This is a genomic window from Micromonospora arida, from assembly GCF_042873195.1.
GTDB classification, from domain to species: Bacteria; Actinomycetota; Actinomycetes; order Mycobacteriales; family Micromonosporaceae; genus Micromonospora; species Micromonospora arida.
The window spans coordinates 754,658-778,707 of the sequence record NZ_JBIALC010000002.1 but is presented as its reverse complement, the minus strand read 5'-3'; the positions used below and the strand labels follow the sequence as shown (position 1 = coordinate 778,707).

20 protein-coding genes are annotated in these 24,050 nt (G+C 71.3%); 14 read left to right on the top strand and 6 right to left on the bottom strand.

Annotation, left to right across the window (positions count from 1 at the left end):
• Positions 1-244: 244 nt before the first annotated feature.
• Positions 245-3,040, bottom strand: coding sequence for an immune inhibitor A domain-containing protein (locus ACFYP0_RS10295; RefSeq protein WP_356975885.1), 2,796 nt, complete (start codon positions 3,038-3,040; stop codon positions 245-247).
• 267 nt (positions 3,041-3,307) lie between these two features.
• Positions 3,308-5,272, bottom strand: a complete 1,965-nt coding sequence (gene acs / locus ACFYP0_RS10290; RefSeq protein ID WP_112680829.1) for an acetate--CoA ligase — start codon at positions 5,270-5,272, stop codon at positions 3,308-3,310.
• A gap of 491 nt (positions 5,273-5,763) precedes the next feature.
• Between acs and ACFYP0_RS10285 the strand changes: the two genes are divergently transcribed.
• A complete protein-coding gene (locus ACFYP0_RS10285; RefSeq protein ID WP_091395499.1) occupies positions 5,764-6,510 on the top strand; it encodes an oxidoreductase in 747 nt (248 codons plus the stop codon).
• Between the two features lie 18 nt (positions 6,511-6,528).
• Here the strand turns inward: ACFYP0_RS10285 and ACFYP0_RS10280 are convergent, their stop codons facing one another.
• Positions 6,529-7,332: an HAD family hydrolase gene (locus ACFYP0_RS10280; protein WP_124854222.1), complete on the bottom strand. Its 804-nt coding sequence runs from the start codon at positions 7,330-7,332 to the stop codon at positions 6,529-6,531.
• 464 nt (positions 7,333-7,796) lie between these two features.
• Between ACFYP0_RS10280 and ACFYP0_RS10275 the strand changes: the two genes are divergently transcribed.
• From ACFYP0_RS10275 to ACFYP0_RS10230, 10 genes are all read left to right on the top strand, one after another.
• The gene (locus tag ACFYP0_RS10275) at positions 7,797-8,987 is read left to right on the top strand and encodes a serine hydrolase domain-containing protein (RefSeq protein WP_356979926.1); all 1,191 of its coding nucleotides are present in this window, start codon (positions 7,797-7,799) and stop codon (positions 8,985-8,987) included.
• 110 nt (positions 8,988-9,097) lie between these two features.
• Positions 9,098-9,652: an RNA polymerase sigma factor gene (locus ACFYP0_RS10270; protein WP_356979928.1), complete on the top strand. Its 555-nt coding sequence runs from the start codon at positions 9,098-9,100 to the stop codon at positions 9,650-9,652.
• Positions 9,652-10,662, top strand: a complete 1,011-nt coding sequence (locus ACFYP0_RS10265) for a CU044_5270 family protein (protein ID WP_356979930.1) — start codon at positions 9,652-9,654, stop codon at positions 10,660-10,662. Before ACFYP0_RS10270 ends, ACFYP0_RS10265 begins: the two co-directional genes overlap by 1 nt.
• 221 nt (positions 10,663-10,883) lie before the next feature.
• Positions 10,884-11,987 (top strand): septum site-determining protein Ssd, encoded by a 1,104-nt coding sequence (gene ssd, locus ACFYP0_RS10260; protein WP_124854219.1) that lies wholly within the window; start codon positions 10,884-10,886, stop codon positions 11,985-11,987.
• Positions 11,984-13,195, top strand: coding sequence for a TadA family conjugal transfer-associated ATPase (locus ACFYP0_RS10255; protein ID WP_124854218.1), 1,212 nt, complete (start codon positions 11,984-11,986; stop codon positions 13,193-13,195). The genes ssd and ACFYP0_RS10255 overlap by 4 nt, the downstream gene beginning before the upstream one ends.
• Complete coding sequence (locus ACFYP0_RS10250; protein ID WP_356979932.1) at positions 13,168-14,490, top strand: hypothetical protein; 1,323 nt, start codon at positions 13,168-13,170, stop codon at positions 14,488-14,490. The genes ACFYP0_RS10255 and ACFYP0_RS10250 overlap by 28 nt, the downstream gene beginning before the upstream one ends.
• On the top strand, positions 14,487-15,254 hold the full coding sequence (locus ACFYP0_RS10245) for a type II secretion system F family protein (RefSeq protein ID WP_425794345.1): 768 nt from the start codon (positions 14,487-14,489) through the stop codon (positions 15,252-15,254). The genes ACFYP0_RS10250 and ACFYP0_RS10245 overlap by 4 nt, the downstream gene beginning before the upstream one ends.
• 22 nt (positions 15,255-15,276) lie before the next feature.
• Positions 15,277-15,444: a DUF4244 domain-containing protein gene (locus tag ACFYP0_RS10240; protein ID WP_356979936.1), complete on the top strand. Its 168-nt coding sequence runs from the start codon at positions 15,277-15,279 to the stop codon at positions 15,442-15,444.
• A 47-nt stretch (positions 15,445-15,491) separates the two neighbouring features.
• On the top strand, positions 15,492-15,887 hold the full coding sequence (locus tag ACFYP0_RS10235) for a TadE family type IV pilus minor pilin (protein ID WP_356980006.1): 396 nt from the start codon (positions 15,492-15,494) through the stop codon (positions 15,885-15,887).
• Positions 15,887-16,306 carry an Rv3654c family TadE-like protein gene (locus tag ACFYP0_RS10230; RefSeq protein ID WP_356979938.1) on the top strand — a complete coding sequence of 140 codons (420 nt, stop codon included), beginning with the start codon at positions 15,887-15,889 and terminating at the stop codon, positions 16,304-16,306. Before ACFYP0_RS10235 ends, ACFYP0_RS10230 begins: the two co-directional genes overlap by 1 nt.
• Before the next feature lie 637 nt (positions 16,307-16,943).
• Here the strand turns inward: ACFYP0_RS10230 and ACFYP0_RS10225 are convergent.
• From ACFYP0_RS10225 to ACFYP0_RS10215, 3 genes are all read right to left on the bottom strand, one after another.
• Entirely contained in the window at positions 16,944-17,522 is a 579-nt protein-coding gene (locus ACFYP0_RS10225) for a hypothetical protein (protein WP_091395469.1), read from the bottom strand.
• A 163-nt stretch (positions 17,523-17,685) separates the two neighbouring features.
• Positions 17,686-17,895, bottom strand: coding sequence for a hypothetical protein (locus ACFYP0_RS10220; RefSeq protein ID WP_030334221.1), 210 nt, complete (start codon positions 17,893-17,895; stop codon positions 17,686-17,688).
• Between the two features lie 99 nt (positions 17,896-17,994).
• A complete protein-coding gene (locus ACFYP0_RS10215; RefSeq protein ID WP_355501452.1) occupies positions 17,995-20,415 on the bottom strand; it encodes a DEAD/DEAH box helicase in 2,421 nt (806 codons plus the stop codon).
• A gap of 140 nt (positions 20,416-20,555) precedes the next feature.
• Here ACFYP0_RS10215 and ACFYP0_RS10210 point away from each other — a divergent pair, with 140 nt between their 5' ends.
• The 3 genes from ACFYP0_RS10210 (at position 20,556) to ACFYP0_RS10200 (ending at position 24,023) form a co-directional block, all read left to right on the top strand.
• A complete protein-coding gene (locus tag ACFYP0_RS10210) occupies positions 20,556-20,912 on the top strand; it encodes an STAS domain-containing protein (protein ID WP_355501449.1) in 357 nt (118 codons plus the stop codon).
• The gene (locus ACFYP0_RS10205) at positions 20,909-21,346 is read left to right on the top strand and encodes an ATP-binding protein (RefSeq protein WP_030334228.1); all 438 of its coding nucleotides are present in this window, start codon (positions 20,909-20,911) and stop codon (positions 21,344-21,346) included. The genes ACFYP0_RS10210 and ACFYP0_RS10205 overlap by 4 nt, the downstream gene beginning before the upstream one ends.
• Before the next feature lie 316 nt (positions 21,347-21,662).
• Positions 21,663-24,023 (top strand): sodium-translocating pyrophosphatase, encoded by a 2,361-nt coding sequence (locus ACFYP0_RS10200; RefSeq protein ID WP_355501447.1) that lies wholly within the window; start codon positions 21,663-21,665, stop codon positions 24,021-24,023.
• Positions 24,024-24,050: the final 27 nt, after the last annotated feature.

Genomic DNA, 24,050 nt, shown 5'->3' with positions numbered 1-24,050 from the left:
CATTGGTGAACATAGTTACTGGCGGGACGGGTGGGAAGACGAACGCGTCGATTTGTTGCAAGATTTTGTTGGGAATGCTTTTCACCGTCACACCCCGCCGGTTCATCAGCCGCGCTGACCAGCGCGTGCCCGGGCGCGAACGTATACAACGACATTTCTCGATCAATCTGATCGCACATGCGACAGTGGGGCCGGCAGCGTCTCCGCCACCGGCCCCACTGTCAGTTCTCGATCCGTGAAACCGTTACTTCTTGGCCGGGGTCACGTAGATCATGGCCGACGAGTTGTCCCCGGCAGCCTTCTTGATCGTCAGCGAGACGCCGTAGTTCACGCCCTGGTCGCCGGGGTTTCCGGTGCCCAGCACGATTGCGCCACCGCCCAGGGTCACGCCGTAGAACTCCGGCGCCGGGCTGCCGTCCGGGTTGGTGACCCGAGTGGTGTACGGCGCGTTGCCACGCGACGGCAGGACCACCGACGCGTCGTTGTCGCGGGCGTAGGCAGCACCGTCGCGCATCTCGATGCCCGGGTACCAGCCCTTGGCGTCGGTGAACGCCTTCACCGGCGGCAGCCCCTTGAACTTCGTGCAGTACGCGCTGTACGGCTCGTCCGCCGCCTCCAGGCACTCGGTGAACGGGTACGTCCGGTTCAGCGTGAACGCCGCGTTCGACGACTGCGGGCGGCTCGGCAGGTTGTCCGTCACCGACGGGTCCTTCACGGCGGCCTCACCGGTGCGCCGCAACGGGTCGAAGTGCGAGTCGACGATGAGCAACCCGCCCTTCGCGCCGTAGCTGGGCAGCGCGGTCATCTGCCCGGTGACGTGGTTGACGTCGCCGAGCGCGGTGTCCCGGTACCAGACCAGCATGCCCGGCGCGTTGTAGGAGATCCGGTCGACCTTCCACGCCTCGTGCGAGTAGATGGTGTCGTAGGCGTACTTCAGGCCCTTGTCGAAGCCGTCGAAGTTGCGCCACTCCGCCAGGTAGTACTGGGCGTGCACCTCGGTGCCGCTGGAGACCTTCCAGCCCGCGCCGGTGGTGTCGACGAAGGTGCCGCCGGTGGCCGTCCAGCCGTTGGCGCCGCCCTCGACGTCGTCACTCCAGGTGGTGGCGCCGCCGCCGGTGACCGAGAAGTCGTCGACGAACCAGTTGCGCTCCTCGAACGCCTCGTCGGTGGCCAGGCGCAGCCGCACCTGGACCGTCGTGCCGGCGTACGCCGACAGGTCGACGTAGTCGTGCCGCCAGCCGTCGGTGCTGCCGGTCAGGCCGTACTTCTTGCCGCCGAAGTCGTTCATGCGGCCGTTCGGGTCCGGGTAGCCGTCCGGCGTGGTGACCACCGTGCCGCCCTCGTCGTACACCTTCTGCTCGGTCCAGGTCGTACCGCCGTCGGTGGAGAGCTCGACGAAGCCGTAGTCCCAGTCCTCCTCGATGATGTAGTTGTTCCACATCCAGAACTTCGAGTCGGCCGCCGCCGGCACGTCGACCGAGCGGCTGAGCTTGACGTCGGCCCACTCCTGGTCGTTGTTGCTGTGCCACATCTTGGTGCCGCTGTGCGGGGTCGCCAGCGTCGTCACCTTGTCCGGCAGGTCGACCTTGATGCCGTCCTCGGAGTCGATCGGGGTGCGCGACGTCTGGCCGAGTTTCACCTCGCGCGGGTTCGACCCGGGGCGGATGGTCAGCGGGTCGGCCCAACCGAGCACCCACTTGTCCCAGATGCCCATGTGCGTCGGCAGCGCCTGGAAGATCTCACCCGAGTGCGATCCCGAAGCCATCAGGTCCCAGAAGTCCACGTCGGAGTCGGCGTTGCCGGACGTGTCGTAGAGGTCCGGCAGACCCAGGTCGTGGCCGAACTCGTGGGCGAAGACGCCGACACCAGCGTCCTCCGGCTGCACGATGTAGTTCGACGCCTTCAGGTTGGTGCCCGGGATGGTGTAACCACCGGCAACCGTGGAGGAGTGCGCCCACACGGCGTACACGCCCTCGGCGCCGCCGCCGCGGGACTTGCCCTGGCCCGCGTGCACGAGCACGAGGTGGTCGATCACGCCGTCCGGCTCGAAGACGTTGCCGTCACCGTCACGGTCGGCCTGGTCCTCGATGTCGTAGTCGGCCCACGGGAAGTTCGGGTCCTTCGCGACGAGCGCGTCGATCGCGTCGGTCGCCAGGCGACCCGCGCCGGCCGGGTTGTCCGGGTGGCCGTTCATCGACTGCTCACGGCCGGGAACCCACGCGCCGGTCTCGTCCTGGAAGCAGCGGTTGGCCGCGTACCAGCCCTCCGAGTGCGGCACGGTGATCCACGGGCTGGCCTGCCCGTCCACCGTGTACGCGTTCTTGGACATCTCCAGGTACATGTTGTGCATGGTGCGACCGGACAGGTCGATGCCCTTCTTGCCGTCCGGGCCCTTCAGGTCGGTGCGGACCCGCTCGGTGATGCCCTTCTTGCTGTAGAGCATCTTGTTGTAGTGCTGCGGCGAGAAGTCCGGCACCCACATCGAGTTGTTGTCCTCGTGGGGCAGGCGCGCCGGGTCCGGGATCTTGTTGTGCTTCGGGCCGTTCTGGACCGTGCCGGGGACGCAGGTGCGGTCCTCGAACACCGTCTTGGGGACCATGACGCCGGTGAAGTCGTCGTTGGCCTTGTCGTTGAACTCCACCAGCAGCGTCAGTAGCTTCGCCGTCTGGGTGGTCGGCGCCTTCTTGAACTTGCGGGGGTTCTGGCCGGTCTTCAGCGACTTGGCCTCGTCCTTGGCCAGCTGCCGTGCGGTCACCGGGTTGCCCCGGGCGTGCTTCTGGTCGAACGCGCGCGCGGACTCCGCGGCAGGGGTGTAGATGCCACCCTTGCCCTTCACCTCACGGCCGGTGGTGTCCGGCTGCACCTCGGGCTCGGCGTAGTTGATGTAGTGCTCGTCGGCCCCGATCACCGCCTGGGGGGTGCCGGACGGCGACTGGGCCGCCGCGCTGCCACTCACGGTCAGTGACGTGGCCGCGAGGGCGATGGCGGGCAGCGCGACGAGTAGTCGTCGCCGCGCCCTGGACTGCGGTTTGTGGTTCATGCCGCTCCGTTTCTCGGGCATGGGGAGGATGACGTTGGCGTGGCCGACCATCGATGTGATGTGTGTCGAACTCTTCCAGCCTGCGTGAACCTAAAGCACAACCGGCCGAAAGGACAGAGGTGATCTCCGCCTGTGCCCGTTCAGCTTCTCCCGACTCCCCCGACCGACCGATGTGACAGTGGCGAGGCGGCACGAACCAAAGCCGTAAGACATGACGGAGGGTGGCGGTCCGCGTGGACCGCCACCCTCCAATGGGTACGCCTACCGTCAGTCCTCGTCGGACTTCGTACCGCTCATCCCCGAGGAGATCAGGTCCATCACCGAGGAGTCCTGCAACGTGGTCACGTCGCCCAGCGACCGGTTCTCTGCCACGTCCCGCAGCAACCGGCGCATGATCTTGCCTGAGCGGGTCTTCGGCAGCTCCGGCACCAGCATGATCTGCCGCGGCTTGGCGATCGGGCCGAGCGTCTTCGACACGTGGTTGCGCAGGTCGGCGATGAGCTGCTCGCCTGCCTCACCGGCGATGTCCGTGCTGCCCCGAGGAATGGCGAACGCGACGATCGCCTGACCGGTGGTCGGGTCGGTCGCGCCGACGACCGCAGCCTCGGCCACCGACGGGTGCGACACCAACGCCGACTCCACCTCGGTCGTCGAGATGTTGTGCCCGGACACCAGCATCACGTCGTCCACCCGGCCGAGCAGCCAGATGTGCCCGTCGTCGTCCTTCTTCGCACCGTCGCCGGCGAAGTACATACCCTGGAAGCGCGACCAGTACGTGTCGATGAACCGGTCGTCGTCACCCCAGATGGTGCGCAGCATCGACGGCCACGGCTCGCGCAGCACCAGGTAGCCGCCGCCACCGTTCGGCACCGACTGGCCCTGGTCGTCCACCACGTCGGCCACGATGCCCGGCAGCGGCGTCATCGCCGAACCCGGCTTGGCCGCCGTCACCCCCGGCAACGGCGAGATCATGATGGCGCCCGTCTCGGTCTGCCACCAGGTGTCCACCACCGGCAGTTCGCCCCGGCCGATGTGCTGCCGGTACCACATCCAGGCCTCCGGGTTGATCGGCTCGCCGACGCTGCCCAACAGGCGCAGCGACGACAGGTCGAAGCCCGCCGGGATGTCGTCGCCCCACTTCATCATCGTCCGGATCAGGGTGGGAGCGGTGTAGAGGATGCTCACCCCGTACTTGTCGATGATCTCCCAGAACCGGCCCTTGTGCGGCGTGTCCGGGGTGCCCTCGTACATCACCTGGGTGGCGCCGTTGGAGAGCGGGCCGTACACGATGTAGGAGTGCCCGGTGACCCAGCCGATGTCGGCCGTGCACCAGTAGACGTCCGTCTCCGGCTTCAGGTCGAACACCGCGTGCGTCGTGTACGACGCCTGGGTGAGATAGCCGCCGGTGGTGTGCAGGATGCCCTTCGGGCGGGCCGTGGTGCCGCTGGTGTAGAGGATGAACAGCGGGTGCTCGGCGTCGAACGGCTGCGCGGTGTGCTCGGCCGAAGCGGTCTCCACCGTCTCGTGCCACCAGTGGTCCTTCTCCGACCACGCCACGTCCTCGCCGGTGCGGCGGACCACGAGCACGTGCTCCACCGACGGGGAGTTCGCCACCGCCTCGTCCACAGTGGGCTTCAACGCCGACGGCTTGCCCCGCCGGTAACCGCCATCCGCGGTGATGACCACCTTGGCGCTGGCGTCCTGGATCCGGTTGCTCAACGAGTCGGCGGAGAAGCCACCGAAGACCACACTGTGCGCGGCGCCGATCCGGGCGCACGCCAACATGGCCACCGCCGCCTCCGGGATCATCGGCAGGTAGATCGCCACCCGGTCACCGGCGGTCACTCCCAGGTCGGTGAGCGCGTTCGCCGCCCGGCAGGTCAGCTCGTGCAGGTCCGCGTACGTGATGGTGCGGGTGTCGCCAGGCTCGCCCTCCCAGTGGATCGCCACCTTGTCGCCCCGGCCCGCCTCGACGTGCCGGTCCAGGCAGTTGTACGCGACGTTGAGCTGCCCACCCACGAACCACTTCGCGAACGGCGGGTTCGACCAGTCGAGCACCTCATCCCACTTCTTCGACCAGGCCAGCCGATCGGCCTGCTTCGCCCAGAAGGCCAGCCGGTCGGCCTCAGCCTCGGCGTACGCGTCGATGGTGACGTTGGCGTGCGCGGCGAGTTCGGCCGGCGGGGGGAACTGGCGCGTCTCGTTCAGCAGATTGGCCAATGCCTCGCTCATGCCGTGACTCCTCATCCTCGGGGTGACCTGGGTCTCGATGGCACGAGGGTAGTCGCGGGGCCTGCGACCGGCCACGGCTGCCCGCTGCGTCGCGCCGAGTGGCCCCCGCCGCGCGCCCGGCGGCCCGTCCCCGCCTAGTCGCCCCGGCCCGTGTCGCCCCGGCCCGTGTCGGCGTGCGCGGGCCTGCGGGCTTTGATCATCACGGGTTCATTGGAATCGCGGTGTCCAGGGCAGGCGGACACCCCAACTTCAATGAACCCGTGTTGACCTTGCCGGAAGTGCCGCGCCGGGTCGGCTGTGCGGCCGCGCCGGCTCGGCTGTGCGGCTGCGCCAGGCGCGCAGGCCCTCCTCGGCCGTGGCCGCGCCGAGGCGGCTCGCGGCGGGTGGGGGCGAAGCTGCGCCGGGTGAGGTGCCGCGCCGGGCGGGTGGTCCGGGTCGCGTTGCGGGCGGGTGCGGCCCGCCGCGCCGGGCCGGGTCGTTAGCGTGGCGGGGTGACCACCGACCCGCTCGCCCCGTTGCTCGCGCTCGCCGACATCGCCGCCGCCGTCGAGCAGGCCCGCGCGCGGTTCGACCAGGCGCTCGGGCACCGTGCGCTGCGCCGGCACGGTGGACAGGTCGCCGCCGAGGTCAGCCTGCGCTCCGCGGTGGCCAGTGCGGCCCTTGAGGGGGCCGGGCATGAGCGTGAGGCGGTCCGGGCCGGCACCGTCACCGACCCGGTGCTCCAGGGGGCGCTGCGGGTCGCCGGAGCGCTGCCGGGCCTGAGCGAGCTGTGGCCGAAGGCGCCCCGCCAGGCCCTCGCGAAACTGCACGTGCTCGCCGCCCGGGACCTGGTGTCGGAGGCCGAGCTGGGCCGCCCGGTCGCCGACCCGGTGGTCGCCACCCGGCTGGACGGGCTGGCCGGCCTCGTCGCCGGTGGCACGAAGGTCTCCCCGTTGGTGCTCGCCGCTGTCGTACACGGGGAGTTGCTGAACCTGCGCCCGTTCGCCGGGCCGTCCGGCGTGGTGGCCCGTGGGGCCGCCCGGCTGGTGCTGCTCGCCAGTGGCCTCGACCCGCGTGGCCTGCTCCCCGTCGACGTGGGGCACCGCGAGCGGGAGCCCGAGTACGTCGGCGCGGCCGGTGCCTTCGCCACCGGCACCCCGGACGGGCTGCGCTCCTGGCTACGCCACTACATGGCCGCCGTCGAGGTCGGCACCGACCAGCTCACCGCCATCGGAGACGAGATCCTCGCCGCCGCCTGAACGGTTGGACGGGTGGAGTCAGGCGGTGGTGGCGGCTCGGGTGCGACGGTGGCGGCCGTACCAGGCGATGCCGATGGCCACACCCACCCCGACCCCCAGAGCCGCCGCGGCCACCGGGACCGCGGGCCGTTCCCGCAACCGCCGGCCCAGCGGGATCGGGTGCCGGAACTCCAGCACCGGCCACGCGTTCTCCGAAGCCAGCTTGCGGAGCTGCCGGTCCGGGTTGACCACGCTCGGGTGGCCCACGCACTCCAGCAAGGGGCGATCGCTGTACGAGTCGGAGTAGGCGTACGAATCAGCCAGGTCGTAGCCTCGGGCGGCGGCCAACTCGGTGACCGCCTCGACCTTGCTCGGGCCCGCCGCGTAGAACTCGACCTCGCCGCTGTACCGGCCGTCCTCCACCGTCATCCGGGTCGCGATCACGTCGGTCACCCCGAGCAGCTCACCGATCGGCCGGACCATCTCCTCGCCGGACGCCGACACCAGCACCACGTCCCGCCCAGCCGTCTGGTGCTCCACGATCAGGGCAGCGGCCTCGGCGTACACGTAGGGGTTGATCAGCTCGTGCAGCGTCTCCGCGACGACCTGGCGGACCTGCTCCACCTGCCAGCCCTTGCAGAGCGCAGCCAGGTAGTCCCGTGTTCGGGCCATGGTCTGCTCGTCGGTGCCGCCCAGCCGGAACATCAGCTGCGCGTACGCCGACTTGACCACGTCACGCCGGGTGATCAGCCCATCCCGGTAGAACGGCCGACCGAACGCCAGGGCGCTCGACTTGGCGATGACGGTCTTGTCCAGATCGAAGAAAGCGGCACTTCGGCCCACGGCGCGAAAGTCTAGCCGGATGGTCTATCGTCGGCGGGTGCCCGGGGTCATGCCACCCCTCAGACCTGCGGGCTCTCCGCTCCGCGTGATCACGCTCACACTCTGCGAGGAGATTTTCGCAGTGAGTGGAGGCAGCACCACTCGACGTGACGGGCGCGCTCAGGCAGACTTGTCCGTACGACGAGCTTTCACATCCTCGAAACAGGCAGACCCTCAGCGGTTGCACCCCCCCGTGACCGCTGAGTGGTTCGGCTCGACCCCCCCGGAGCCGAACCTCCGACGACCCCCGTCTCCCCCCGACGGGGGTCGTCCCTTTTCCGGGAGCGCTTCCGGCCCGGTGAACGGGTCCTCCCCGGTCAGCAACGGCAGCATCGGTACAGGGTTTCCTTCTCACCTCGTCGCGGACGGTGCGACCGCCGTCTGCCGTGTAATTTGCCAAACGGGACCAGCTGAGGAGGAAACACGTGGCTGCTGGTGGCTTCTCGTCGAAACGGCTGGCTCGGCTGCAAGGGTTGCTTGAGCACCACGTCGAGTCCGGCTTCGTCCCGGGCATGGTGGTCGTCCTCGCCCGGCACGGCGAGGTGCACATCGAGGCGACGGGTCATCTCGCGTTCGAGGGCGCAGGGTCGCGGACGCCGATGGCGGTCGACACGATCTGTCGCCTGGGCTCGATGACGAAGCCGATCGTCGCCGCGTGTGCGATGACCCTCGTCGAGGACTGCACCCTCCGCCTCGACGACCCGGTCGACGATCTCCTCCCGGAGTTGGCGGACATGACAGTGCTCGCCGACCCCCACGGTCCACTGGACGACACCGTCCCGGCGGAACGCCCGATAACGCTGCGGGACGTCCTGGACGGCACCCTCGGCACCGGCATGGTCCCCGCCGAGCCGGGAACGGTGCCGATCGCCGACGCGCTGGACGCACTCGAATATCAGTCGCCGGACGAGTGGATCCGCCAGCTCGGTGACCTTCCGCTCGTCCACCAGCCAGGTGAGCGCTGGATGTACGACACCGCCGCCAACGTCACCGGCGTGCTCATCGCCCGCGCCACCGGCATGTCCTTCGGGGATGCCGTGCGTGAGCGGGTCTGCAAGCCGTTGGGAATGGCCGACACCGCCTTCAACGTGGGTAGCGAGAGCATCGGCCGGTTCGCGACGGCGTACGAGCAGGACAACGCCGCCACCGGCGAGCCGGTCGTCGAGGACGCCCCCGACGGGCGGTTCAGTCGACCGCGAATGTTCGAGTCCGGTGGCGGCGGGCTCGTCTCGACCGCCCAGGACTACCTGGCCTTCGCCTCGGCTCTGCTCGCCGGGGGCGCCCACGGCGGCGAGCGGGTGCTGTCGCGACCGGCGGTGACGCTGATGACGAGCGACCACCTGACCCCGACGCAGAAGGCCGTCTCCGGGTTCTGGCCCGGATACTTCGACGCCATCGGCTGGGGTTTCGGAATGTCGGTCCGCACCCGCCGTACGCATCTCGGGCCCTCGGTCGGCAGTTACGGATGGCCCGGCTTCTACGGCACCGCCTGGTACAACGACCCCGCCGAGGACCTGACCACGATCGTGTTCATGCAGCGGGCGCACGCGGGCGACCAGCGGCTGCCGATGTGGCACAACTTCTGGACCACCGTCTACCAGGCGATCGACGACTGACCGCAGCGTTCGTTTCCCGTTGGGCGGCACCCGCCCTCGGCCGCGCGGTAATACCGGGCCCATCAGCGACACAAGCCACTGTGAGAGTCGCCGAGGCAGTGGGGGTTCGGGTGGGTCCACCGAAGAAGCGGGACGAGGGCTGGTTCACCAGTCTCTACGCCGCCGAGTACGAGCACATGGTCCGATACGGCCTGCGCCGGCTCGCTGACCGGGATGCGTCCGCGGAGCTTGCCCAGGAGGTCTTCGTCGTCGCCTGGCGTCGCCGCGCCGAGGTGCCGGAGCGCAGCCTGCCCTGGCTGTACGGGGTGGCCCGGCGCCTTCTCGCGAACCAGTGGCGGTCGCGGCGTGCCGCACCGGACCTCCTCTCGATCACCGATGTCGACCTCGAGCGACTGGCCGGATCGTCGGGTGCCGACACGAGCGTCGGGGTCGCCGACATCTGGACTGCTCTGGCCAACCTGAACGACCTCGACCAGGAGATCCTCCGGCTGGTGGGCTGGGAGGAACTGACGGTGTCCGAGGCGGCCAAGGTTCTCGGTTGCACCGGGGCGACCGCCGCGGTGCGCCTGCATCGCGCCCGCCGTCGTCTTGCCGAAGCGATGTCGGACCGGCCCACGCAGACCCGGCGTAGCCCGGTGTTGATGACCATTCGAGAGGATCTGTGATGTTCGGAGCAGAGCGAACCCGTACTCTTCTCGGCCCGGCCGACCCGGCCCGGCGCGCCGTCGTCGGGCCACCATTGGTCTCGGCGCGCGAGCTGATCGACCGCGCCGACGCCACCGAGACGGTGGCCGGGCGTCGTCGCGTACGACCGACCCGCCGGGTGGCCCTGGTGGCCGGCACGCTGGCGGTCGCGGTCGGCGCCGTGGCGGTGCTCCAGCCGTTCGGCGAGGGCGCACCGGACACTCCGGACGAACCAGCGGCGGCAGCGGGATTGGTACTCGTACCGGTCGCGTACCAGTTCGACGCGGATCCGCCGGCCGCCGGCCCGCAGCTGCGCATGCTGGCCGACAAGATCAAAGACGCGGCGTACGACCACCAGAGCGGACGCTACATGTATCACCACTCGAAGCTGTGGGGCGATCCGGTGATGACGTCCGCCGACGGTCGCCACCACGTGGCCTTTGCCAGCGAGACGAAGGTCTGGCAGGCCGCAGACGGGACCGGCAGCCAGGCCAGCTCCCAACTGGAGCCGCAGTACCCCGACCAGGAGTCTCGGGACTACTGGGAGCGCGAAAGCAGTGCGCGGCCAGCAGCCACCGGCACTCCCGCACCGAGTGTCATTCCACTACCGCCCAGGGAGCTCAGGCCGCCGTCGGCCGTCCCGTCCGAGCTGCGGGAGCGGCTGAAGGTCGAGTACGGCGCGGGGGCGGCGAGCAAGGAGGTCAGCACGCTCTACGGCCGGTACGTCGTACCGCGTGCGACCCGAGCGGCGGTCCTGCGGGTCCTCGCCGACGTGCCCGGCTTCCGCTGGCGGGGGCAGGTCACCGACCGCGCCGGCCGGCACGGAGTGGCCGTCACCTTCGAGGACCGCGAGCACGACCAGCAATCACTTCTGATCTTCGATCCGAAGACGGGCGAATTGCTCGCCGATGAGCTGTTGACGCTGTCGCCCGTGCGGATCAGCTCGTACAAGGTGATCCTCGATACCGCCTGGACCGACCGGGTCGGCTGACCGCCGACTTGCGAGGCCGCTCCTCTGGGGGAGCGGCCTCGCTGTCTTTCCCGCAGCGGCCGTAGCTGCGAAGTTGCCCGCGCTCGTAGCAGATCAACTGTCTCGGCGGCGGTTTTCCACATCCCACCAGGTTGTCCACAGGCGACCCCATCGGGACGGGTCGGAGGGCGGATCCCGAGCACTGTCGACGGCATACCAGAGCCCGACCGCTGGAGGCCGCGATGCCACCCCGTACCACGGTTCCGCCGATCCGCCGGCTCCCGCTGGTCGTCACCGGCGACGACGATCTGCTCGATGATGTGCTCCGGCTCGCCGCCGTCGGCGGGACCGAGGTGGAGCTCGCCCGCGACCCAGCGGCTGCCCGTACCCGGTGGCTTCCCGCACCCCTGGTGCTGCTCGGCGCCGATCAGGCGCAGGCCTGCCTGCGCGCCCGGTTGCCGCAGCGACCTCGGCTGGTGCTGCTCGGCCGGGCTGGTCAGCTCGACCCCGGCTGGCAGATCGCCGAGCTGATCGGGGCCGAGCACGTCGCCACGCTGCCGGCCGCGGAGCCGTGGTTGGTCGACCGGTTCGCCGAACATGACCCGGACCGTCCGGCCGGCGTCGGTGCCCGGGTCGTCGCGGTCCTTGGTGGTCGGGGCGGCGCGGGCGCGAGTGTGCTCGCCGGTGGTCTTGCGGTGACCGCCGCCCGGGCCCGGCTGCGCACTCTCCTGGTCGACGCCGACCCGCTCGGCGGTGGCCTCGACCTCGTGCTGGGCTGGGAGCAGTTGGAAGGCCTGCGCTGGCCGTCGCTCACCAGCGCCGACGGGCGGGTGGACGCCCCGGCGCTGGTCCAGGCCCTGCCCAGCCGTGGTGATCTCGTGGTGCTCTCCTGGGACCGCGGCGAGATGCTGACGTTGCCGGTGACCGCCATGGCAGCGACCGTCGACGCGGCCCGACGTGGGCGGGACTTCGTGGTGATCGACCTGCCCCGACAGTTGGACGACGCGGCCGTGGTGGCGCTGCAAGCCGCCGACCAGGCGTTCGTCGTCGTGCCGGCCGAGTTGCGCGCCACCGCTGCGGCCACTCGGGTGGTGGCCGCAGCCGCCCCGCACTGCGCCGCGCTCTCGGTGGTGGTGCGCGGGCCTGCCCCCGGGCGGTTGCGGGCGTCCGAGGTGGCGCGCGCGCTGGGCCTCCCGCTGGCCGGCACGCTGCGCCCCGAGCCGGGGCTCTGCCGTGGGCTGGAACGGGGCGAGGCGCCGGCCGCCGGGGGCAAGGGCCCACTCGCCGCGCTCTGCCAACGGATCGTCACCGACCTCACCGGCGTGCCGGCTACGGGTGCGGCATGACCACCGGGCCGGAGGACGGCACGCTCGCCGCCCGGGTGCGGCAGCGGATCGCCGCCGCCACCACCCCGGTCACCGCGGCGGCCATCGTCTCCGCGGTACGGGCCGAGCCCGCCGCGGCAGTGCTCGGCGATACCGCCATGCTGCGGATCGCCGACCGGGTGCGCGACGATCTCGTCGGCGCCGGGCCGTTGGCGCCGCTGCTCGCCGACCCGGAGGTCACCGACGTCCTCGTCAACGGCGCCCGGGTCTGGGTCGACCGCGGGTCGGGGCTGCACCAGGTCGCCGTCCCGGTGGGCTCGGTGGAGGACGTCCGCCGGTTGGCGCAGCGGCTGATCGCCAGCGCGGGGCGGCGGCTCGACGACGGCTCCCCGTACGCGGACGCGCGGCTTCCCGACGGCACCCGACTGCACGCCGTGCTGCCGCCGGTGGCGACCGAAGGTCCCTACCTGTCGCTGCGGACCTTCCGACACCGACCGTTCACCCTCGACGAGTTGGTGCGCCAGGGGACGGTGCCGCGACCGCTGGCACCACTGCTCGCCGCAGTCGTGGCCGCCCGCCTGGCGTACCTCGTGACCGGGGGCACCGGGTCGGGCAAGACGACATTGCTCAACACCCTGCTGGGGATGGTGCCGACCACCGAACGGATCGTGCTGGTGGAGGACGCCGCCGAGCTGCGTCCGGGGCATCCGCACGTGGTGGGGCTCCAGGCGCGTACCGCCAATGTGGAGGGGACGGGCGTGGTCAGCCTGGCGGACCTGGTCCGGCAGGCGTTGCGGATGCGCCCGGACCGGCTGGTGGTCGGGGAGTGCCGGGGCGGTGAGGTGGTCGACCTGCTGGCCGCGCTCAACACCGGCCATGACGGGGGCGCCGGCACGCTGCACGCCAACACACCGTCGGACGTGCCGGCCCGGTTGGAGGCCCTGGGCATGTTGGGTGGGCTGCCTCGCGCTGCGCTGCACGCCCAGGTGGCCGCCGCGTTGCAGGTGCTGTTCCAGGTGCGACGCAGCGACCGGGGTCGCGTCCTGGAGTCGGTCTGCCTGCTGCTGCCCGAGGGGCCCGAACGGATGGTGACCGTGGTACCCGCCTGGGTGCGCGGCAGTGGGCTCGGGCTCGCCGCCCGCGCCCTCGGGGCGCTGCTGCGGGAGCGTGGGGTGGCGGTGCCGCCCATCCTCAGCGAGCCATGGCCCGGATCGGCGGGTCCGGCATGACCGGCGAGACGATGCTGGTGGCGGCGCTGCTCCTGGTCGCCGCTGCCCTGGTGGCGTGGCCTATGCGGAGCATTCGGGCCCGTCGACGGCGCGTGCTGGCACCGGGACGGAGGGCCGACGGCGTCGATCCGGATGACGCTCTGGTGCAGTGGATCAGGGAACTCGGGCGCACGCCGGACGGGCCGGTCGACGGCATCGGCGCTGCCCCGACCTCGGGTCATCCGGTCGGCATCGCGTTCGAGTCGGCAACTACTGCGGACGCCAACGGAAGGCGGACGGCACTCGGCTGGCCTGACCGGGACGTCGCCCGCAGCCCGAGGTGGCCGGGAGTGGCAGGCGGGTTCACGCGTCCGGAGGGCCCGACGCGCCCGCCGGCCCGTCGGGATCCCCGACGCCCGAACGGCACCGCCCGCCCGGAGGTGGCCCCCACCATGCTCGACGCCGAACGACGGCCGGGCGCGTCGGCGGCCACGATCGCGATCGGTGTCAGCGGTGTGGACGTAACCGGTCGGAACGACGTCTCCGGTCCGGCAACCGCAGATGGGCACGGCGACCTGGACGCCGGCTGTCGGGGCGACGCGTCCGCCGGGGCGGCGTCCGACGGGTGCGCGATCGCCGATTGCCGCGTCCACGGGCGCGTCGGCCCGACAGACAGAAGGCCGGGTACGCCTCCGTCGGTGCGCATCTCGCGATCGCCGACCCGCGTGCTGCCGGTGGTCGGTCTGCTCGGTGGCGGTGTGGGTGCCGTGGTCGGCGGTCCGGTGGCCGCGGTCGCGATGGCCGGGTACGGCACGCTGGCCGTGCGCGCCGTGCTGCGTTGGCGAGTGAACCGGAGCGCCGAGCGGGACCGACGGCGTGGGCTGGACCAGCTCTGCGGCCTCGCGGCGGATCTGCGGGCCGGCCTGCCCGTCCCACAAATGCTCGACGTCACGGCCGTCGAGGGTGACGGGGCGAGCCGCCTACGTCAGCTGACCTCGGCGGCGGTGCGGTTGGCCGACCGGACCGGCGCGCCGCTGGCGGAGCTTCTGGAGCGGATCGAGGCGGACGCTCGGGCGACCGACCGGGGTCTGGCCGCGGCGGCGGCGCAGGCGGCCGGTGCCCGGGCCACGGCCTGGCTACTGGCGGCCCTGCCGGTCGGCGGGATCGGGCTGGGGTACGGCATAGGGGTCGACCCCATGTCGGTGCTCCTGCACAGCACGATCGGTGGCGCCAGCGCGGTTGTCGCGGTCGCCCTTCAGGTCGTGGGCCTCCTCTGGGCGGAACGGCTGGGCGCGACACCGGGGCGGGCCAGATGACGGCCCGAGGCCCAGCCGGCCAGCCCGGCGCCGCCGGTCAGCGCCGCTCTGGGAGCCAACGCAGTTGGGCGAGCCAACGCAGCTGGGTCGGTCAGCGCAGCCCAGCCGGCCGGCCCAGCTCGGCGAGCCAAGCCGGCTTGGCGAGCCAGCCCAGCTCAACCAGGCGACGGCGGCCGGACGCGATCCGGCTCGTGGCGGCGCTGGCTGGGCTCGCCGTGGCCATCGTCGGCGACGGCTGGCTCGGGCTGCTCGGCGCTCTCCCGGCCGCGTTCCTGCTCGATGTCCTGTTGCGGCGGATCGAGTCGCCCGCTGTGCGTAGGCGGCGGCAGCAGGAGGCCGCAGACCTACCGCTTGCCGCCGACCTGCTGGCTGCGGCGATGCGGGCGGGTGCCCCGGTGGATCGCTCGGTGTTGGCCGTGGCCGAGGCACTGGACGGGCCGCTCGCCGGCCGGTTGGCTCGGGTTGGCCGCACGCTGCTGCTTGGTGGTGGCCCGGTGGAGGCATGGTCCGCGCTGGACGGCGTGCCCGGCGCGGAGCGCCTGACCAGTGCGGCGTTGCGCTCGGCCAACAGTGGTGCCGCCCTGGCCGGCGCACTGACCCGACTCGCCGACGACCTGCGCGCCGACCGGGCCACCGCTGCCGAGGCATCGGCCCGCCGGGCGGGTGTGCTCATCGTCCTGCCGCTGGGGCTCTGCTTCCTGCCGGCGTTCATTCTCGCCGGCCTCGTGCCGGTGATCGTCGCCGTTCTCGGCGATGTGCTCTGACCCATCGAGAAGGGAAACAGTCATGCGCAAACTCATCGCTCACCTGCGCGGCGATGCCGGGATGAACACGGCCGAGTACGCCGTGGGCACCCTCGCCGCGGTCGCCTTCGCCGGGATCCTGTTGAAGGTGCTGACCTCCGGCAACGTCCAGTCGGCGCTGACCGCCGTCATCGACCGGGCACTGAAGTGATCGAGCGCCGGCGGGCCGGCCGCGATCCAGGGTCGAGCGTTCCCGGGCTGGCGGCACGCGGCGGACGGAGGCTTCGCGTCCTCGCGCCGACCGTTGGCGGGGACCGGGGCTCCTTCACCGCCGAACTGGCGGCCGGCCTGCCGGCGCTGCTCCTGCTCCTGCTGGCCGGCCTGACCGCGGTCAACGCCGTCAGCGCGCAGGCGGGCTGCCTGCACGCGGCCCGGGAGGCTGCGCTCGCCGCCGCCCGGGGCGCGGACGGCAGCGCTGAGGGTGGCCGGGCGGCGCCGGCCGGGGCGGCGGTGTCGGTGTCCGTCGACGGCGACCGGGTGCAGGCGACGGTACGGGCACCCGTCCGGACGTTGGGCGGCCGGCTACCGCGAATCACCGTGGTCGCCACCGCCGTCGCCGCCGTCGAACCGGGCATTCACGAGGGGAGCTGGTAGTGCCACGAACTGGCGATCCATCACGGCGTGCCGGTCACCCACCGGCTTCCGGAAAGCTCGTTGACGGCCGGCCGGACCGGCAGCGAGGTGGCGCGACGGTCCTGCTGCTGGCGATGGGGCTCGTCTTCGTGGTGTTCGGGACGTTCGGCGCCGCCATCGTCGCCGCCGGCATGGCGAGTCAGCGGGCGGCGGTGGCAGCCGACCTCGGCGCGCTGGCCGGGGCGGCGCGGGCGCTCGACGGCGACACTGCGGCTTGTGCGTCCGCGTCCGACCTCGCCGGTCGCAACGACGGCCGGCTGGTCGGCTGTCACCTCGACGGGCTGGACGTGCTGGTGACGGTCGAGGTGGCGTTCACGCCACTACCCGGCCTGACCCGGGTGGCTGCGGCGAGCGCCCGTGCCGGCCCGGTGCGGGGCTGACCCTCGCGGTGGCGTCTCCGCTCACCGCCGGCGCGTGCGGCGCAGGGCGCGTGCGGCGCAGGGCGCGTGCGGCGCAGGGCGCGTGCGGCGCAGGGCGCGTGCGGCGCAGGGCGCGTGCGGCGCAGGGCGCGTCCGACGGAAGGCGCGTGCAGCGCAGGGCGGCCTGTGGAGTTCCCGGCTGACCCGCGTCGCGGCATCAGGCGCAGATACGGGCCGGCGCGTGGTCGAAGGACCTAGGGGTCTGGGGGGTTTGGTGGGCGCTGTGGAGCTGAATCGTTTACGACATCAAGGGTGATGCGTTTACGACATCAGCTCCAAAGGGGGATCGGACCCCCTTCAGGGGTCGAGTCGCCAACAGCCTGCCCGCCGGGAGTGCGGTCCGACAGCCTGCCCGCCGGGAGTGCGGTCCAACGGCCTCCCGGCCGGGGAGTGCGGTCCAACGGCCCCCCGCCGGGGAGTGCGGTCCGACGGTGCCGGCCGGGACTGCGGTTCAACGGCCTCCCGCCCGGGGAGTGCGGCCCGACGGCACGCCGGCCGGGACTGGTCGAGGTCGAGGTCCCGGCCGGCAGCGAGGAGTGGGTGGCCGCGACGGCGACCACCGAGGGTCACCGCAGCGCACTGGTCCGGGCCGGGTGTGTCAGCGGGCCTGGAGCGCGTCGAGTGCGACGGCCATCGCGATGACCAGGCGACGGTCGATCTGCGGGTTCTGCACCTCGACGATGTACTTGTCGCGCAGGCCCCACTTCTTGACCACGGTGAAGACCGGCTGGCCGTTCGCGGTGAAGTCGAAGTGGTAGGGCAGCCAGGACAGCGAGTCGACGAATCGACGCAGCAGTGCCACCGGCATGCTTCGCTCCTGGCCCGTCACCTGCGGCAGGCCGCCCTGCTCGACGTGCCAGGTCGAGCGCAGCAGCGACTGGGCGAAGTCCTTGCGGAACAGGCCGATCGGGTTGCCAGCCGCGTCGGTGACGTCGTACGTGGCACCGAGGTCGATGCGCTGGCGGGCCTTGAAGCCGAGCAGAGGCTGCTGCTTGGAGTCATCCGTGTAGATGGTCACCTGCTCCTTGAAGGCGAGCCGCTTCTGCTGCGCGAACGCCAGCAGCTCACCCTCGGTGCCGTCGGGGGAGACCGCCCGGACCTCGTACTGGTTGACCATCATGCGCAGTCGCTGGCGAATGTGGAACTGGTGCTGGCCCTGCAAGTTGTCGAGCTGCATGTGTACTCCTCTGGGGTTGGTGCGCCGGAGTCTCGCACAGCCCGACAACCGTCGTGCCCCTGCTATCCATGATCAGTTGCTGCTGGGTAGCCGTCGAGGTCGCGGGACGACTACCCAGCACGGAGTGACCACTGGTGCCCTAGCAGGATCACTCCGGGAGACCTCAGCGACTGTCGACGGAGGTCGCGGCGCGCAGCGCCCAGGTGTTGAGGACCTGGTGGATGCCGCGCAGCCGCTCGTTGATCTGTTCCAGCCGTTCCGCCTGGGCCAGGGCGGCCAGTGCCGACCCCAGCGCGATCTGCTGGTCGAGGGTGAGATTGTCCTGGTCGATGGTGTAGAGCAGGTCGACGGTCTCGGCGATGGTGTCGGCCACAGCTTCTCCTCGGGCACGGGGGGCGATCAGCAACATTGGCATCGATGGAAGCGCTCCCACATCATTGTGCCCCGTGCCATGCCGATTCATGCAAGCCGCTCAGTCCGGCAGGTTCGTCAGCACCACGTCGAGTACCCGGATCGCGTCCGGCTTGGAGAGGGGGTTGTTGCCGTTGCCGCATTTCGGTGACTGCACGCAGGACGGGCAGCCGGCCTCGCAGCCGCACTCCGCGATCGCGACCCGGGTGGCCCGCAGCCACGCCGCCGCCGTCTTGTACGCCCGCTCGGCGAACCCGGCGCCACCCGGATGCCCGTCGTAGACGAAGACGGTTGGCGCGTCGGTGTCCGGGTGCAGCGCGGTGGAGAGCCCACCGATGTCCCACCGGTCGCAGGTCGCCATCAGCGGCAGCAGGCCGATCGCGGCGTGTTCGGCGGCGTGCAGCGCACCCGGCACGTCGGCCGGCTGGACCCCGGCGAGGGCCAACGACTGCGGTGACAGGGTGAACCAGACCGCCACCGTGCGCAGTTCCCGGGCGGGCAGGTCTAGCGGCCGGGTGTCGATCACCTCGCCGGTGGCGATCCGCCGCCGCTGGTACGACACGACCTGGCTGGTCACATCCACCTCACCGAGGAACATGCCGACCGGTCCGGCGTCCACGTAGGAGCGCACCGACACCACGGACAGCTCGGTGACGTCACGGGCGTGGGTGGACCAGTCGGGCTCCTCGGCGCGCACCAGCGCGCAACCGTCGGCCAGGTCGAGATGGTCGACCACGTACGAGACGCCCTGGTGCAGATAGACCGCGCCGGAGTGCAGCAGGAAGTGCGACGAGCCGCCGTCGACAGTGCCGAGCAGCCGGCCGGTCGACGACTCCACCACGGCGACCGGGGCGCCGCCCTCGCCGCGGAGGTCCACCTCGGGCCGCTCCCGGTGCCGCCAGTACCAACCGGTGGGCCGCTGCCGCAGCGCCCCCGCCGCGACCAGTTCGTCGACCGCCTCCTTCGCTCCCTCGCCGAAGAGCGCCAGGTCGGCCGGGGTGAGCGGCGCCTCCACCGCGGCGCAGGCGAGCTGCGGTGCCAGCACGTACGGGTTGGCCGGGTCGAGCACCGTAGCCTCCACCGGCGCGCCGAAGATCGCCTCCGGGTGGTGCACCAGGTAGGTGTCCAGGGGGTCGTCCCGAGCCACCAGCACCGCGAGGGCCTCCTGCCCGGAACGCCCGGCGCGGCCCGCCTGCTGCCACAGCGACGCCCGGGTGCCCGGGTAGCCGCAGATCAGCACCGCGTCCAGCCCGACCAGGTCCACGCCCAGCTCCAGCGCGTTGGTCGAGGCCAGGCCGAGCAGGTCGCCGGTCAGCAGGGCCCGTTCCAGCTCGCGCCGCTCCTCCCGCAGGTAACCGCCCCGGTAGGCGGCCACCCGGTCGCCGAGCCCCGGGACCGCGTCGTCCAGCGCTCGACGCGCGTTTGCGGCCACCACCTCGGCGCCCTTGCGGGAGCGGACGAACGCGAGCGTGCGTACCCCCTCGGCGACCGTGTCGGCGAGCAGGTCCGCGGTCTCGCGTAGCGCCGACCGACGGACCTGGTGAAGCTCGTCGTGCTCGCCCGTCGCCTGCGGCGGCACCGGGGAAGAGGCCGACGAGTCGGGTGGCAGCAGCGGCGGTTCCCAGAGTGCGAAGGTCACCCCGCCGCGGGGGGAGGCGTCTTCGGTGACCGCTGTCACCGGCAGGCCGGTCAGCCGTCCGGCCGCGGTGGCCGGGTCGCCGGAGGTGGCCGAGGCGAGCACGAACACCGGGGTGGCCCCGAACCGGGCGCACTGCCGACGCAGCCGACGCAGCACGTGCGCGACGTGCGAGCCGAACACGCCCCGGTAGGTGTGGCACTCGTCGATCACCACGTACGCGAGTCGGCGCAGGAAGCCGGACCACTGGGCGTGCCCGGGCAGGATGCCGTGGTGCAGCATGTCCGGGTTGGTCAGCACGAACCGGGAGTGCCGCCGGATCCACTCCCGCTCGGTGCGCGGAGTGTCCCCGTCGTAGCAGGCGGGGCGTACCCCCTCCAGCTCCAGCGCGGCGACGGCGCGCAACTGATCCGCGGCGAGGGCCTTGGTCGGCGCCAGGTAGAGCACCGTGGCCCGGGGGTCGGCGAGCAGGGTGGCCAGGGCGGGCAGCTGGTACGCCAGTGACTTGCCGGACGCGGTGCCGGTGGCGACGACCACGTGCTGGCCCTCGTACGCCAGGTTGGCCGCCTCGGCCTGGTGCTGCCAGGGCGCGACCACGCCGCGCCCTGTGAACGCCGCGCGCAACTCCGCCGGTGCCCACGACGGCCACGGCGCGGGCACCCCGGCGCGGGCCGGCACCCGTTCGACGTGGGTGACCGGGTCGGCGGCACCCCGGGCGCGTAGCCGGCGCAGCAGGTCGGCAGGCGTTGGCCCAGGGCCGGGACCAGCGGATACGGTGGCCGCGGACGACGACTCCAGGTCGTGGCGCGGCGTGCCGCGCGCGGAGCTGAAGTCGTTGGAGGTCACGCCCTGCACTCTCGCACTGGTGTTCGGAGATGAAAAGTCGGACACCAGGGTAAGGGGAAGCCTCCGCTGGCGTTCGCAGGCCGCCCCGGCGGTAGTGGTTAGATGCCCACGAGAGTTTACGGCTCTTGCGAGGAGGACCGATGGAGCTGTCACTGGCGACCCGCACCGTGGGTGAGCACACGGTGCTCGAGGTTGGTGGTGAGGTGGACGTCTACACCGCGCCCCGGCTCCGTGAACGACTCCTCGAACTGATCGACGGTGGCGCCCGTCACGTGGTGGTGGACCTCGGTCGGGTGGATTTCCTCGACTCCACCGGGCTGGGCGTGCTGGTCGGTGCGCTCAAGCGGCTCCGCTCGGCGAGCGGTTCGTTCGCGCTGGTCTGCGACAAGGAGCCGTTGCTCAAGATCTTCCGGATCACCGCGCTGGACCAGGTGTTTCCGCTGCATTCGACGGTCGACGCGGCGATCAGCGCCGACTCGGCGGGCGCCGGCGCGTGATGGCGACAGTCAAGCTTTCGTTCTCGCCCGCTCCGGTGCACGTGCGCACCGCCCGGCTGGTCGGCGTCGCTGTCGCCCGGCGGGCCGGGGTGCGGGAGGACCTGCTGGACGAGGTGCGCCTGGCCATCGGTGAGGCGTGCACGCGCGCGGTGGCCCTGCACCGGCAGTACGGCTTGGCCGACCCGGTGCTGGTGGAGATGTCCGACGGTGGCTCGTACGCCGTGCGGGTGGTGGACCGGGCGCCGATCGAGGCGGGTATCGGTCTGACCGCGCTGCCGCCGGATGAGCTGGCCAACGAGTCGCTGACCGATGAGGCGCTGACCACCGGCGTGGGCTTCGCGCTGCTCGCCGGTTTCGTCGAGGACCTCCAGGTGCGGCCGGTCGACGAGGGCATCGGCACCGAGGTGCGGATGGTGTGGCCGGTCGGTCGCTGAGGAGTTCCGCTGCGTAGGCCGCGTCCCCTGCTGGGGATGCGGCCTTCTTTGCATGGATCGGGCCCTATATCAGATTTCGTTTCATAACACAGCGACGAAGATCATCGCGACACGGTGCCACCTGGGTGTGACCTCCAACACTGCGGAGGGCTACAGTACCCGGGTTGTCAGCAAGTGACCTATCCCGCAGCCAGCGGGTATGGGTGTTCATCGCTGGTCCGCTGGTGGGTTGGCGCGCGCTTGCGAGTCCGCATCCAGGCGTCGGTCAGTGCGTCTCCACTCACCGGCGCGATTGTTCGGTAACAGGAGGACACAGATGTCCGAGACCTTGGCCGCCGACGGCGGCGGGCTTTCCCTTACCGGAAGCAACGTGACCTACGTCGTCATCGCCGCGGTCGTCGCGCTGGTGGCGCTCGGTTTTGCTGCCGCCCTCACGAAAACGGTGCTGGCCGCTGGTAAGGGCACCGAGAAAATGCAGGAGATCTCGGGGGCCGTCCAGGAGGGCGCCTCGGCCTACCTGCTCCGCCAGTTCCGCACCCTGGCGATCTTCGTCGTCATCGCCGTAGTGCTGCTCTTCCTGCTTCCGGTGCACGACACCGATGGCAGTGAGCTCGCGGTGAAGATCGGCCGCTCCCTCTTCTTCGTGGTGGGCGCCCTGTTCAGCGCGTTCATCGGTGGCGCCGGCATGTGGCTGGCCACCAGAGCCAACCTGCGGGTGGCAGCCGCCGCGCGGGAGCGGGCAGGCGGCCGTGAGGCGGCCATGAAGATCGCCTTCCGGACCGGCGGCGTCGTCGGCTTCTTCACCGTCGGCCTCGGCCTCTTCGGTGCCGCGCTTGTCGTTCTGCTCTACCGGGGTGACGCGCCGACAGTGCTGGAGGGCTTCGGCTTCGGCGCCGCGCTGCTCGCGATGTTCATGCGGGTCGGCGGCGGCATCTTCACCAAGGCCGCCGACGTCGGCGCCGACCTGGTCGGCAAGGTCGAGCAGGGCATCCCCGAGGATGACCCGCGCAACGCCGCCACCATCGCCGACAACGTGGGCGACAACGTCGGTGACTGCGCCGGCATGGCCGCCGACCTGTTCGAGTCGTACGCGGTGACGCTGGTCGCCGCACTGATCCTCGGCCGCGCCGCGTTCGGCGAGGAGGGCCTCGTCTTCCCGCTGATCATCTCCACCATCGGCGTGCTGATCGCGATCGTCGGCGTCTTCATCACCCGGCTGCGCGCTACCGACCGCAACGCCCTGACCGCGATCAACCGGGCCTTCTACCTGTCGGCGGTGCTCTCCGCGGTGCTGGTGGCGATCGCCGCCTTCGCTTACCTCCCGGCGACCTTCGGCGAGTTCGACAGCGGGCTCACCGACGCGCCCGGAAACCCCCGGCTGGTGGCCATCGGCGCAGTGGTGATCGGTATCGTGCTGGCCGCCGCGATCCAGGCGCTGACCGGCTACTTCACCGAGACCAACCGGCGACCGGTGCAGGACATCGGCAAGAGCTCGCAGACCGGTGCGGCCACCGTGATCCTGGCCGGCATCAGCATCGGCCTGGAGTCGGCGGTCTACTCGGCCCTGCTGATCGGCGCCGGCGTCTTCGGGGCGTTCCTCCTCGGCGGCAGCTCCATCACGCTGTCGCTGTTCGCGGTGGCGCTGGCCGGCACCGGCCTGCTCACCACGGTCGGCGTGATCGTGGCGATGGACACCTTCGGGCCGATCTCCGACAACGCCCAGGGCATCGCCGAGATGTCCGGTGACCTCGACGAGCACGGCGCTCGCACGCTCACCGAGCTGGACGCCGTCGGCAACACCACCAAGGCGATCACCAAGGGCATCGCGATCGCCACGGCGGTGCTCGCGGCGACCGCGCTGTTCGGCTCGTACACCGACTCGCTCCGCAGCGCGTACGCGACGGCTGGCGTCGGCGACGTCGGCAACGAGATCCTCAACTCGCTGAACGTGGCGAACCCGCGCAACCTGGTCGGCCTGATCATCGGCGCGGCGGTGGTCTTCCTCTTCTCCGGGTTGGCCATCAACGCGGTGTCCCGCTCGGCCGGTGCCGTGGTGATGGAGGTCCGCCGGCAGTTCCGTGAGCTGCCCGGCATCATGGACGGCACCCAGCGCCCGGAGTACGGCAAGGTCGTCGACATCTGCACCCGGGACGCGCAGCGCGAGCTGATGACCCCCGGCCTGCTCGCCATCCTGGCGCCGATCGCTGTCGGCTTCGGCCTCGGGCCCGGCGCCCTGGCTGCGTACCTGGCCGGTGCGATCGGTGCCGGCACGCTGATGGCGGTGTTCCTGTCCAACTCCGGTGGGGCCTGGGACAACGCCAAGAAGCTGGTCGAGGACGGCGCGTACGGCGGCAAGGGCTCCGAGTCGCACGCCGCCACGGTCATCGGGGACACCGTCGGCGACCCGTTCAAGGACACCGCCGGCCCGGCGATCAACCCGCTGATCAAGGTGATGAACCTGGTCTCGCTGCTGATCGCACCCGCCGTGGTGGCCTGGAGCGTCGGCGACGACCGCAACGTCGGCCTGCGGGTCGGCATCGCGCTGGTCGCGACGCTGATCATCGTGGCGTCGGTGGTGTTCAGCAAGCGCAAGGGCATCGCGATGTCCGACTCGGACGCCGATGGCAACACCGGCGCGGGCAGCACCGATCACCGCCCGGAGACGGTCAACGCCTGATCCAGGAACGGCCCGGGGTCCCCGGTC